The organism is endosymbiont of Riftia pachyptila (vent Ph05), assembly GCF_000224455.1.
Lineage (GTDB): Bacteria > Pseudomonadota > Gammaproteobacteria > Chromatiales > Chromatiaceae > Endoriftia > Endoriftia persephonae.
The window spans coordinates 1-11,459 of the sequence record NZ_AFOC01000103.1 but is presented as its reverse complement, the minus strand read 5'-3'; the positions used below and the strand labels follow the sequence as shown (position 1 = coordinate 11,459).

The 11,459-nt window shown below is 57.8% G+C and carries 15 protein-coding genes and 1 pseudogene; all 16 read left to right on the top strand.

Annotation, left to right across the window (positions count from 1 at the left end):
* Positions 1 to 105: 105 nt before the first annotated feature.
* Positions 106 to 552 carry a hypothetical protein gene (locus RIFP1SYM_RS13815; RefSeq protein WP_005965819.1) on the top strand — a complete coding sequence of 149 codons (447 nt, stop codon included), beginning with the start codon at positions 106 to 108 and terminating at the stop codon, positions 550 to 552.
* A 10-nt stretch (positions 553 to 562) separates the two neighbouring features.
* Positions 563 to 1,297 (top strand): phage tail tube protein, encoded by a 735-nt coding sequence (locus tag RIFP1SYM_RS13810; RefSeq protein ID WP_005965817.1) that lies wholly within the window; start codon positions 563 to 565, stop codon positions 1,295 to 1,297.
* Positions 1,297 to 1,710 (top strand): DUF6631 family protein, encoded by a 414-nt coding sequence (locus tag RIFP1SYM_RS13805; RefSeq protein WP_005965815.1) that lies wholly within the window; start codon positions 1,297 to 1,299, stop codon positions 1,708 to 1,710. The genes RIFP1SYM_RS13810 and RIFP1SYM_RS13805 overlap by 1 nt, the downstream gene beginning before the upstream one ends.
* Positions 1,711 to 2,144: 434 nt before the next feature.
* The gene (locus tag RIFP1SYM_RS13800) at positions 2,145 to 3,761 is read left to right on the top strand and encodes a tape measure protein (RefSeq protein WP_039960552.1); all 1,617 of its coding nucleotides are present in this window, start codon (positions 2,145 to 2,147) and stop codon (positions 3,759 to 3,761) included.
* Positions 3,731 to 4,456, top strand: a complete 726-nt coding sequence (locus RIFP1SYM_RS13795) for a hypothetical protein (RefSeq protein WP_005965810.1) — start codon at positions 3,731 to 3,733, stop codon at positions 4,454 to 4,456. Before RIFP1SYM_RS13800 ends, RIFP1SYM_RS13795 begins: the two co-directional genes overlap by 31 nt.
* On the top strand, positions 4,453 to 4,980 hold the full coding sequence (locus RIFP1SYM_RS16600; protein WP_005965808.1) for a hypothetical protein: 528 nt from the start codon (positions 4,453 to 4,455) through the stop codon (positions 4,978 to 4,980). Before RIFP1SYM_RS13795 ends, RIFP1SYM_RS16600 begins: the two co-directional genes overlap by 4 nt.
* A gap of 27 nt (positions 4,981 to 5,007) precedes the next feature.
* Positions 5,008 to 5,697, top strand: coding sequence for a hypothetical protein (locus RIFP1SYM_RS18330; protein ID WP_039960551.1), 690 nt, complete (start codon positions 5,008 to 5,010; stop codon positions 5,695 to 5,697).
* A gap of 166 nt (positions 5,698 to 5,863) precedes the next feature.
* Entirely contained in the window at positions 5,864 to 6,439 is a 576-nt protein-coding gene (locus RIFP1SYM_RS13780; protein ID WP_005965804.1) for a hypothetical protein, read from the top strand.
* Between the two features lie 484 nt (positions 6,440 to 6,923).
* A complete protein-coding gene (locus tag RIFP1SYM_RS13775) occupies positions 6,924 to 7,610 on the top strand; it encodes a hypothetical protein (RefSeq protein ID WP_005965802.1) in 687 nt (228 codons plus the stop codon).
* A 16-nt stretch (positions 7,611 to 7,626) separates the two neighbouring features.
* On the top strand, positions 7,627 to 7,818 hold the full coding sequence (locus RIFP1SYM_RS13770) for a hypothetical protein (RefSeq protein WP_005965800.1): 192 nt from the start codon (positions 7,627 to 7,629) through the stop codon (positions 7,816 to 7,818).
* Between the two features lie 9 nt (positions 7,819 to 7,827).
* On the top strand, positions 7,828 to 8,409 hold the full coding sequence (locus RIFP1SYM_RS13765) for a hypothetical protein (protein WP_005965798.1): 582 nt from the start codon (positions 7,828 to 7,830) through the stop codon (positions 8,407 to 8,409).
* The gene (locus RIFP1SYM_RS13760; protein WP_006474136.1) at positions 8,409 to 8,762 is read left to right on the top strand and encodes a hypothetical protein; all 354 of its coding nucleotides are present in this window, start codon (positions 8,409 to 8,411) and stop codon (positions 8,760 to 8,762) included. The genes RIFP1SYM_RS13765 and RIFP1SYM_RS13760 overlap by 1 nt, the downstream gene beginning before the upstream one ends.
* Positions 8,755 to 9,183, top strand: coding sequence for a hypothetical protein (locus tag RIFP1SYM_RS13755; RefSeq protein ID WP_039960548.1), 429 nt, complete (start codon positions 8,755 to 8,757; stop codon positions 9,181 to 9,183). The genes RIFP1SYM_RS13760 and RIFP1SYM_RS13755 overlap by 8 nt, the downstream gene beginning before the upstream one ends.
* A gap of 192 nt (positions 9,184 to 9,375) precedes the next feature.
* Complete coding sequence (locus RIFP1SYM_RS17575; protein WP_005965793.1) at positions 9,376 to 10,437, top strand: hypothetical protein; 1,062 nt, start codon at positions 9,376 to 9,378, stop codon at positions 10,435 to 10,437.
* A 113-nt stretch (positions 10,438 to 10,550) separates the two neighbouring features.
* Positions 10,551 to 10,892, top strand: coding sequence for a hypothetical protein (locus RIFP1SYM_RS17570; protein WP_139042153.1), 342 nt, complete (start codon positions 10,551 to 10,553; stop codon positions 10,890 to 10,892).
* 108 nt (positions 10,893 to 11,000) lie between these two features.
* Positions 11,001 to 11,459 (top strand): annotated as a pseudogene (locus RIFP1SYM_RS17565) (restriction endonuclease); the annotation flags it as partial.

Below are 11,459 nucleotides of genomic sequence, written 5' to 3'. Positions count from 1 at the left end.
CACCCCAGCCCAGCCCTATCTGAAGCCTGCCCTGCAAAACAACAAGGCCAAGGCGGAGCGGCGCATCAGCCGCGCCATCAATGCCGCGCTGAAGGAGATGGGCCGATGATGGGAGCAAAAGCGCTGGAGCGCATCGACGACCGGCTGAATGCCATCCAGCCGGTGCTAGAGGCCGCCCTGCCGGGTCGATTGGTGGAGCGTGGATTCACCCCATACGAGACACGCAGCCAGCCAGAGCTGTTGCAGGGCGTGGTCAACCTGGTGGCCAGCGACGAGGGCCACTACAACGCCGCTCGAGGCATGGCCGCCAGAGAGGGCACCCTGCAGCTGGTCCTGTCCTGTCACCTGCAGGTAGAAGAGGCCCAGACCAGCGCCGAGCTGCAGCAGGCCGAGATCGACCTGGCGGAGCAGATCAAGGCTTTCGTGCGTGGTGGGGTGCAGGGCATGAGCCTGTCGCTCGAAAGCCTGCAGCTCTCCCGCCAATTGGAACACCCCTACGGCTGGGTGGTGGCGTTTATCAATATCAGGCCGCCTGCGGCCGCAACACAATGAGGCAACTATCATGAGCGAACAATTCGACTCGATCTATTGGCGCGGCCAGGGGCCGCTCTTTCTGGCCGCACGGGACGCCGCCGGCCAGCCGCTGGGGTTCAGCTTCGTCGGCGATGTGGAATCCGTTGAGGGCTCCCCCTCGGTCTCACGTCAGGACATCAAGGAGAACGTCACCGGCCAACGCAATACCGCCGCTAGCTTTATCACCGAGCAGTCGACCGACATCACCATCAACTTCAAGTCGGCCAAGCCAGCCCATCTTGCCCAGGCGCTGCAGGCAGACCTGACCGTCAAGTCAGCTGGCAACGTCTCCGCCGAGTCCCACACTGCCTACCATGACAAACTGATCAAGCTGGCCAACGTGAAGGTCTCGAACGTGGCGATCTCGGGCTCTGCCGAGGGTACTGATTTCATTACCCATGCGGATGAGGGCATGGTCGAGATCCTCTCCACCGGCAACATCGGCGACGGCGCAGCGATCACCATCGGTTACGACTTTGCTGCGCAGAAACATCTCTCGGCCAACCCCAGCAACACCGAGTTCATGATGACCTTTCCCGGCATCAATACCGCCAATAACGACAAGCGAGGTCGTTGCACCGTCTACCGCATCACCATTGATCCGGCATTCCTCTCCCTGATCCAGGGTGACCAGGAGATGTCGCTTTCGGTCAAGGCCAAGATGCTGATGGATGACTTGCGCCCGGTGGGCGATCAGCTCTATGGCTGGGAATTTGAAGACTGATGGCTGAGGATCTGGAAACCCTCTTCCCGGATGCGGATCTGATCCTCAATGGCGAGCCGGTCACCGTGCGGGAGTACCGGTTCCTGGATGGCCTGAAGGTCGCTGCCATGGCCCAGTCGTTGATGGCCGGCCTGGCTGATCTCTTCCTGGAAGAGACAGCTCCTGAGGCGTTCGACTTTGCAGCTCTCGAGGCGGTGTTCGGCTCCATGCCAGGCCTATTGGTCGAACTGCTGAGCATCAGCACCGGCAAGCCACAGGAGTGGATTGAAACGCTCTCCGATGATGACGGCCACACACTGATGATGACCTGGTGGAGGGTCAACAGCGGTTTTTTCGTCCGCCGCCTGGCTGCCCCGCTGGTAGCCAGGCAAAGGGCGAACGCTCAGGCTGGGGTGGCGTCTTCGCCAAACTGATCCGCCACGGCCATCAGCGGGAGCAGCTGCCGCACTACACCCGGCGGCAGCTGGAACTTTACTTCAGGCAGGCAGAGCGGCAGGAGGCGGCAGACAGGGCCGGTCGGATCGTGGATATCCGGGCGGCCTTGTCGAAGGAGGGGGATCGGTTGATCAAGGCTCTACGTGATTGAGCGCAGGCCCATTGGCCAAGTCGCCGGCGTGATGTGTATCTCCAGAGCAAGGGCGCGGGCCACTTTGAGCACCACGGCAAAAGAGGGGTTTCCCTTGTCGGACCAATGCCTTAGTTGGTTAATGCATTCACAGGGGCCACGCTGCGTTGTGTAACCAATTGATTTAACCCATAATTAAGCCAATAAAGGCATAACGCAATCAAAGCGAAAAGCCCGGCCACCGCAGCAGCGGTGCCGGGCTTTTTGCGTTTAGGGGCACCGATGCCAGCTGCAGACAAAGAGTTTCTGATCCGGGTCAAAGCGGATATTGAAAAGGCGGTGGCGGACATGCGCCGCATGGCGGCTGCCGTGGAGAAGGAGGGCAGGAGCGCATCCAAGTCCAGCCGTGGCAATCAGGCGCTGGGCGGCTCTTTCAGAGCTTTGGCGGCAGGGGCTGCGGCCTACTTTTCTGTCGCTACCCTGATTCAGGGGTTGAAGCTGGCGGACGAGTTCAATGTGCTGCAGCAGCGCATCAAGGCCGCTACCCGTGAGAGCGGCGACTACGCGGAGGTCTCCAAGGAGATCTACGCCATCACCCAGCGCAATGGGTCGGCGATGGCGGATACGGTCAGCGTGTTTCAGGGCCTGGCCCGCTCATCCAAAGAACTCGGGGCGGCCAATACCGATATTCTGAAGGTAACCGAGGCGGTGCAGCAGTTGGGCATCATCTCTGGCGCCAGTCAGGGCGCCATGTCGGCCGGCCTNCTGCAGTTTGGCCAGGCGATGGCAGCCGGGGTTGTCCGCGCCGAGGAAATGAACAGCCTGCTGGAGAATATTCCCGAGGTAGCCAACCGGATCGCCAAGGGGATGGGCATGACGGTGGGCCAAATGCGGGCCGCGGTACTTGAAGGCAAGCTGCTGAGCAAGGATGTTTTCAACGCCCTGCTGAAACAGGCCCCGGAGATCGCCGACCAGTTCAAAGAGATGCCGCTCTCCTTGGCCCGCGCATCGCAGATGCTCTCAACCAGCTTCGGTAACTTTCTCTCTCAACTCGATCAGGCTACGGGCTTTACCAGCTTTCTAGCCGAGCAGATGCAGTCCATTGCACGCGGCATGGACAATGCCGGCGAATATATCAGCCCGACCGGCCTGAACCGATTCAACCTGCTGCTGGAGCGCCGCCTGGAGCTGGAAGAGCAGATCAATGGCATTGAGTGGTCGAGCAAGAACCAGCCGACCGAGTCACTCCGTCGCCAGTTGGCGGGGCTAAAGTCTGACCTGGATGCCGTGAATAAAGAGATGGCGGATATGCAGGAGCAGAAGCGCCTCGCATCGATGTCCCAAGAGAGCCAGGCGGCAATTAAGAGCGCCCGCAGTGAGTTGACACAACTGCGCGATGATTTGAGTACGGTTGACACTGAGATAGCAGCAAAATCGACGCAATTGCTCGGCATGGATCCAGTCAACACAACAGCCGAGATGGATCAGCTCGGGGCTGAGCTGGCGCGGCTGAAGAAACGTCAACGCGAGCTGACAAAGGCAGTGCAAGAGTCAGAAACGGCATACAACAGAGTGCTAAGTGCGGGCGTAGAAAGCACAGGATCGACAAAGGCCCAGCAACAGCAACTGGCCACTCAGATGGATCTGGTTAAGGAGAAATTGCAGGCGCAGATCACACTGTTCGGCCGGCAGAAGGAGGCGTTGCTCGCGGCCAAACAGGCTGCAGCGGAATTTGACGCATTTGCTGCGTCCGCCGCCACGACATTCAAGACCACCGGCGCACCAGAGGCTGATCTTGGACTCAAGGATGTGATGGCGCAGATGCGCACGGCCCGCGCAGCGCTTGATAAGGGCGAAATCAGCAGGCGGTGCAAGAGGCCAAGACCGCACTTGACCTGATCAACAAAGTGAAGGCGGGAGGCAAAGAGAGCGAGGCCATCCTGAAGTATTTCCTTAACCAGGCCACTCTGATCGGGAAGGAGGCCTCGGCCGGTCTGGTAGAGGGACAGCAGGCAGCGTTTGAACAGACAAAGGGGCAGATCACCAGCCTGTTAGCCGATGCGGAGCGGCTGAAGAGCCTGCAGGTGAGCTTCGACCAGGAACAGGCCGCACTGAATGCTGAGTTCCTGCGAGCCAGCCTGCAGGAGGAGTTCAACAACAATCCACTGGAGCTGCCGGTGATCTTGCGCAAGCCAAATACCGGTAATGCCAAGCTGATCGACAAGGCCCTGGAGAACCTCCCAGGCAAGGCTGGCGGCGGCCTGTTGCGCGGCCCTGGCAGCGGCACCAGCGACAGCATTCTGATGTGGGGCTCCAACGGTGAGTACATGATGCGGGAATCCGCGGTGCGCCATTATGGATCAGGCTTTTTCGATCGCCTCAACCAGATGCAGATCCCACGCTATGCAGACGGCGGGCTGATTTCGGCGCCTCAGCCATCCATTAACTTCCCGACACCACAAGCGGCCAGTGGCAGGCCCATCACCTTGGTGCTGAATGGCGATCGCTATGCCGTATCAGCAGATAACGACACCGCCGATCAGCTGGAACGGCGCCTCAGCCTCAGCGCCTTGAAACGAGGGAGCCGCCTATGATCCGCACCGCCGTCCTGGCCGGCATTGAGATCCCCCTGCTCGCATCGCTTGATATGCAGCAGACCTACGAGCCGATTGCCCGGGAGACCATCCACCTGATGGGGGATGGTTCTCATCAGAAACAGACCTTTGCTGGCACCCAGGGCAAGGTGCGTAGCGTAATCAGTGGCCGAGGCGCTATCCCCCCAGGGTTGGATGGTCTGGACGCCTCGGTGCCGCTGTTGCTCCAGTGTGGGGCAGAGCGCGCCACCATCAGCCAGGCCACCTCTGTGTTGATCCCCGCCGCCAGGCGCAGTGATGACGGTTACACCCCTTGGGGGCGGGCCTATGTGGAGAGTCGGTGGCAGCCCACAGCGGTGGCGATGACGGGTGACCTGGCTGCGTTGACGCCAGTCCCCAACGCCACCCTCTACCAGGTGCTCTGGTTCCCTGAATTCCAGGTCTTGATCGAGGGCGGGGTGCAGACCAGCGATGACCTGCGGGCGAGTGAGACCCAGTGGCAAGTGTCGCTTCTGCAGGTGTAAGTGGATTTTGATTGAGGAGGCAGTTTTATGGCGGTAAGAACACAGATCGGCTTTGTTGACCAGTGGTCTTCCACGCTGACCGCTGAGCTGGCGTCAGGCGTCGGCAATGGCTACATCGATCCGGCAGATCATGCTGCGATTAGCGCGGCAATCACCGCTGCCGCCCCGGGCCTCATTGACCTGACGCTTGATGATGGCGCCGGGAATTTTGAAGTGGTGCAGCTGACCGCAGCCACGAGCACAGACAGGATCTGGATTACTCGTGCAGTTGGCGGCACAGAGCAAACCTGGCCGATCGGCACGACGATTGAGGCGCGGTTGACGCAGCACGGCATGGGGCAGCTGGTCACGTTCCCGCGCCGTGTCACGCATTACACGCCAGCGGACGCATGGCCGTACATCAATATCGATGAATCTGAGGCGGTCATTGCGTTTAATGCCGACAAAAATGCAGAAATATCGCTACAGACAGCAATGGGAGGCAGCAACCATTTAATCGAGGTGCTGTTTCTGGTCGATCAGGACGCCACGGGCGGCCACACAATCACATTTTCCGCGTCTGCTTACCCCGAAGGTGTGGCTTGGGCAGGTGGTGTTGCGCCGACAGTCTCTTCTGGTGCGTATCGCCGGGATATTTTTCGATTTTATCGCCTAGATTCTGACCTGTTTTGGAGCGGTGAGGTTGTCGCCCAAAACATCGACATCACGCCGCCATAATGCTCAACCAGGCCCCGCTTAACGCTCACTCNTCAACTCGGCTGCCGGTAACGGTGGGCTGAACGAGGGTGAGGCTGTCCTGCTGCTGGAGCAGATCAGCGCTGAGGCTGGTTCCGGCGTTCTGCTGCTGGAGCAGGTCAGCGCAGAGCCGGGCATCGCTACGCTGTTGCTGGAGCAGATATCAACCGGACAGACCGGCGCCGCCTATCTCCCGCTGCAGCAAATCAGCGCCGAGGTGGGTGAGGCAGACCTGCTGCTGGAACAGAACAGTGTGCAGAACACAGGCCCGGCAACGCTGCGGCTTCAGCAGGCCAGTATTGTCGAGGCAGCCCCCACGCTCTATCTGCAGCAGGCGAGCGTCGAGGATGCTGCTGTCAGCCTGTGGAGGCTGTTTGCAGTTGTTGATGGCGTGGACATCAGCGCCAATCTCACCGGCAGCTGGAGCGTGGATGCCGAAGAAGGCGCGGCTCGCGTCGCGCAGATCACTGTGGTTCCGCCGGCCGGCCCCATTGACCCGCTGGACTGGGTGCGGCGCAACATCACGTTGCACTATGCGTCGGTTGACGCCGCCGGGGTGCCGCGCTGGTCTGCTCTGCTGTTTGCCGGGATCGTCGATGTTCCGGAGTATGACCCCAACACGCGGCTGCTCACGCTCAGCTGTACAGACCAGCTCAGGAGCGATTTGAGCGCATGGATGCTGCTGGGGTGGAGGCGACGGTCGGCGGGTACTATTCGCCAGTGATTTTTGATGAGACGGCAGACGGCTGGCAGCAGGCTCAGGATCGGTTATCGACACAGCAGGCCGCTTATGATCTGGACGTATCAGGCACCGGCAGGCTGACTGACTGGGTGCCAAAGGCAACCGCAGATTTTTCCCACGCCTCGGCTGACCACATCGACGGCACGCAACAGCTAGAGCTGGCTGATGGCCGTGCATTGGTCAACCAAGTGACGATCAATTTTGATTTCCGCTTTCAGCGTCTTCGGCAGCGAGATTATCAATACAACTGGCAGATGAACCCGCCAATTGGCTGCGAGTATCTCTACAATCCATTCGTCCTGCCGACTCGGGCAATGATCAAATCAGCCGCCGAGGCAACCGGGTGGGCGGTGCAATCTGTCGGCTACGTTGATCTCCCCCCGCCACAGTTTTTNCCTGCTACAAGGGCGGTGCGGCCTCGCAAATCGGCTGGGGAATCAGTCTCCAGAACACATTTTACGGCACCGTGGCTGTTGCTGATCCCGATCTCGCGCTGCTGTGCCAGGGCGCTTATATCAAGCTGTCGAAGCGCTGGGCGCAAACGATCACCGAGACCTACAGCATCACAGTCAGATCCGACCGCAGCGTGTCGCAAAACGGCACGATTGGAGCGGAGCTGAGCGGCAGCCTGGAGGCCGAGGCTGATACCGACACCTGGGAGCAGGATAGTCGCTTCACCGGGCTGTCTGTCGGTGCGGCGGCGGCGCCAAATGGGGACTGGTCAAAAGACGCAGTGACGGGCGAGGCAGATGGACGCGCCGCGCTGGAGTCGGCCCTAGAGACCCTGCAGGCGCGTGCGCGGGCGAGCATCGCCGCCAGCCACCGGCATAATTACGTCAGCTGGCAGGTGCCCCTGTCGGCGCAGATTGATCGGCATCAAACAGGCGAGCTATCAACACCCGGGCTGACAGCAAAGGGGAAGGTGTTTCAGGTTGTCCACAGCGGCGATATCGGCACTGGTGAGGCGGTTACTGATATCACTATCGCGCTGAGCCGCACGGGCGGAACGGGGGCGAATAACGACGATCTGCCGCAGGCACCGCCAGCACCAGACACCGAGGCAGACCCTGCAGCAAACCAGGGCAGCCGTACTGACCGCGGGCAATGCCGGGATGCACATCGGTGGCACCCAGGGAGCGCCGCCGTTCAGTGATGATTGGGCGGGGTTCGTGACGAATTACCAGTACGACAACAACCGCACAGACTGGTTTGATCCAGAGGCCCCAGGCTCTGTGGTTTACCCAGTGCAGTTCCGCGTGCCAACGCCTGAGATCGAGGATGAGGCGCGCCAGGCGAAGCAGGCGATGCAGGAGCAGACGCTCAATGTCGCTGTCCGCGTCGATCAACTATCAATCACGTAGGAGGCCAGCATGGCTATCGATTTTAAATTTTGGGCTGACGCGGGTTTGGCAGGGGTGTTGACTCAGATCTCTAGCCAGCAGCTGGTTGACGGGAGCAGTGCGGCAAATGATTTTATCGTCTATTTCGGGGCTCAGTCCGCATCAGTCAAAGCCGAAAACAGCACGGACCCAGGAACCGCTCAGCTCCAGGTCACAGTCGCCAGCAACGTCGCAGATTGGGCAGCCGGCGCGGTGGCTGCAAATCAGATCATGAAGCCCACCGTTGGCAACGGCTACAAATACCAGGCGCAGGGCTCAGGCACCGCCGTTACAGAGCCGGCCTGGCCGACGACCATCGGCGCGACAGTGGCCCAGGACGGCATCACGTATGAGTGCATCGACGAGATCCACGAGCCAGCTGAGTGCGTTTTGTCTGCTGACTCAGCCGGCCTTGGTACAAACACCCCAGGTGCGGCGCTTGATATCGGCGTATCCGTGACTGGCGGCGTCGCTGTCCCCATCTACCTGCGCGTAGATCAGGGCGCGCACCCATTTGGCACATATACAGATATAAAACTTGTGGTGCCTGACCTGCTGCAGTCTGCGATCTGATGGCTAAGCCGAAGCCAAACCGCTCTCGGGCCCTACAGGATCGCCTGAATAGCCTCACCAGCCGCTATGGCAGATGGCGCAACAAGAGCCACGCTGAGCGGCTCGGGAGCCCACTGGAGCGACCGCAGATCCCAGCTGGGGTTGGTGTGGGCGTGGCGGAGAAGGCCGGCGGCACTGGCGGTGGTATCGCGTCGCCGCTGACTGAGCAGCCAAACACACGCGTTTTTTTCGATCAGCCAATCACCAGCAGCGATGGGCTTTTTATCTTCGATGATCTGGTACCACAGACCGAAAAATATACCGACGCAGATGGGGCAGAGGTCGTGATCAATAAAGCCAATCCCTATGGCTAGATGTGGTTTCCCGTTCCATGGGCTTGTGCGCGGCGGGAAGCTGATGCTACCGAACGGGCAGAAAATCAATTATGAGCAGCCACCCGGAGTCACCATTGATAATTTGTATGAAGCTGGCGGCGGCAACGTCACGCTCTTAAAAATTCCGGGGCACACAATACCTGCTCGCTCTGATCCAGAGATTGCGCGAGATGAAAAGCACGGCTGGGAATGGCGCGACCATGCGTTGCTGTGCGGTGGGCGGCGGCGCTTGGGTGGGCAGGATGTCGGTAACATCTATATCGACACAAACGGGGTGCCGTGGCGCGTCTTGGTATCGTTCTACGCCACTGATACCGGCGTGACTTTTCTGGTGCGGCTGATTGGCCTGCTCGGCAGGTTTCCCGCTCAGCCGAGAATTCGTCGATCTGACGCTCATTGATTATGCGCAGCTGCCGCAGCCTGTTGACCCGCCGTGGACCCAGTGGCCGGTGATTACACTTAGCGTGCCGAACTATCTGGCGACCGAGGCAAACAGCACCGGCAGCCGGGTGTTGTGCCACCTGTATAGCGGCGCTTCAGCGGCGATTATTACCCGGACAAAAGCGGCAATTACCCAAACGTTGCGCAGCTCATGGGGGTATACGCTCTGACGATCTCCGGTGCTGGCAACCTTGATGATGACCAGCTCCCGCTTGGGGCTGGCATATCGGCATCCGTGGTGCTGTATAAGGACAGCGCGGCCCTATCTGTTACGCAGACGTTAGGCTATCAATCCACCATCAGCGTTGACGAGACCCGCCTAAATGCCGCGGGGCTGCCGACACTCACGGATGAGGTTACAGATTGCTGCTCACCGCCGTGCTCTGGCTCTGAGGCGACATATCAAGCGACAGGTGATTGGGTGTGGCCGGGCACAACAACAACGCACACGCTGAGCCATGGATACGGCACAGAAACGCGCAATGTCCTGCGGATTGTCTTTGATAGCACAGATTCAGAAGTTGAAATAGCCGAGACAATCCGGCACGAACGCACAACAACTTTTGATCGCACCCATACTGGAAGCGGCCAGCGAGTTGAGAATTTTGGAAGCGATTGCCCTGGCACGCTGCCTCCAGGCTGCGTTAGTTCTTCAGGTGTGATGCAGGAGATTGAAGCGGCAACGAGCGTGACGACTGACAGCTATAGAATCGACGCTGGCGGTGTGCACATAGCATCCGCTCCTGACCGCGTGAATTCTGTGTCATCACTGCAGACAGACAGCCTCACGTTTACCTGCTCGGGGACAACGTGGAATGATCCCTATATCGTCAGCACCGCATATTCGGTTACCCAGCGCGTGACGCTTGGCGGCACTGTTTTGCGTGACGAAACCAGCTCCGATATCTATTATGATTCTAGCGATGTGCAGCATCCCGGTGACGACCCAAAAGGCATGGTTGCTGAGTTTGGGTTTGCGCTAACGTCTGGGCAGATTGCCAGCCTGATCAGCAAGCGGGGGGTGTACCCTTCGGCGGGCGCCGATATCGAATACACCGAGATAAAAATAGGCCCACACGTAGCCGCGCAGGCCAGCAGCCCGGCTGTTTGGGTAGCCCCCAACATGACGTATTGGTATCTCGGCATCCACGGCAGCTATCAGCCAGTGACACAAGAGATAGAGATAGACCAAGAGCCTGTTTGTTTTGTGTGAGGGATCAAACCTGCTACCGTCCAGGCTGTCTGGCGGTCTATTACGCAATAGAGCGTGGTAGTGCTATCTGTAATAGACTGCCGCGGCCTATCTCTCTTTAGAGCTAAATAAAAATGGAAGAAATCAACTCACTGATAAACAAAGTTCTTCTCGTCGGCATTACGCTGATAGATAAAGATAATAATGTACTGAAGCAGATACAGGTGCACGGGAATATTGTGAGAGTAAGTTCAGATGGAATATCAATAATTAATAATAACACTAATAAAGAATTCACAATTCCTGCTGACTTTGAAAATATTACAGAAGCATCGCCTGGTGAATATAAGCTCCGCTCAACAGGTGAGGTTGTTATTGATCCTGACTATATCTCTAGTTGGACTGTGCATAATGCAGATGAAAATTCAGTAGACCTCTATGAAAGCGTTGGGTTTGGTGGTTATGAGCCAGCATAAATGCTCTAACAAAACGCTGCACCCGACGCTCCAGTCGCTGCGCTCCTTCCGCTCGGGTGAGCGCGGTCGTTATGCCTTTAAGTCATTGCAAAAATAAAGACGATTAAAATGGGAAGACGAAGACAAAAAGAAGGAGATTTGTTTACTGCAATAGCTGTATTAATTGCACTTCCGTTTTTAATGAATCCAAGTAAAGCAAATAGCTTTCTAGATTCATTACTTGGAATAGCAATTAAATTTTTCATTGTTTGTGCAATTGGCTATACCCTCTATTGGTTTTTCTCACGAAATAAACGAAAAAAAGAGCATTTAAAAGCTAGAGAATTTGTTAGCCGTAAACCAATAACGAATAAAAGAACTAATAACTCTATCCGTTCAGCAGAAAGAGACTTTTACAAGGTTTATAAAGAAAGCAAGGAAACCTCTCAACTGAATCAATCGTTTCAAAAAAAACCGGAAACATGGTCTAAAGAGCTAATTAATGCTCTTGAATGGAAAAAATTTGAAGAGCTTTGCGCAGAATACTTTAACGAAAAAGGGTACAAAGCCAAAGTTACTAGGGAAGGA